Below are 553 nucleotides of genomic sequence, written 5' to 3' on the forward strand. Positions count from 1 at the left end.
ACTTGTGCATTTGCAACCGTACTTCTAATCGGTTAGATATAATAAAAACGCCTTGCTCAAAGCAAGGCGTTTATTGATCCCAAACGGTTGTCAAAATGTTTAAGGTGCTAGAAGTCAGAACCTTAATTTAGGCTGTAGCTTCAGTAGAGGTCATGATCGTCTGCCAAGATTCGAGTGTTGGCGTCGCCATTAATTGGGCAAAGCTAATGTTTATCCCTGCATTTCTTAGTTGGCCTGTTAGGCGCATCATACTGATTGAATCCAAACCGAGTTCGATGAGGTTAACGTCCGGCTTTACCGATTCGACTGGAACACTTAATACCTGACTGATTATTTCTACCAGATCAATATTTGCTTCTTGCTTAGACAAAATAATTTCCTTTTCTTTCGGAAGTTTATCTTCTACTTCCAATATTTCACTCAAATTCGCTATACACGATATCACCACTTGATTGTTATATACAAATGATTATTATTAGCATTTACATGTATTGATAGGCGTCAATTGTGCTGAATCGATTTGGGTATCTTAATACTTCCAAGCGTTGGTCTT

At 38.2% G+C, this 553-nt stretch carries 1 protein-coding gene; it reads right to left on the reverse strand.

Annotated features, from left to right (window positions below; all coding sequences use genetic code 11):
* Positions 1-127: 127 nt before the first annotated feature.
* Entirely contained in the window at positions 128-370 is a 243-nt protein-coding gene (locus AB4653_RS28470) for a phosphopantetheine-binding protein (RefSeq protein WP_032499777.1), read from the reverse strand.
* Positions 371-553 lie beyond the last annotated feature (183 nt).

This window comes from Vibrio sp. 10N.222.48.A3 (assembly GCF_041475345.1).
GTDB classification, from domain to species: Bacteria; Pseudomonadota; Gammaproteobacteria; order Enterobacterales; family Vibrionaceae; genus Vibrio; species Vibrio tasmaniensis_A.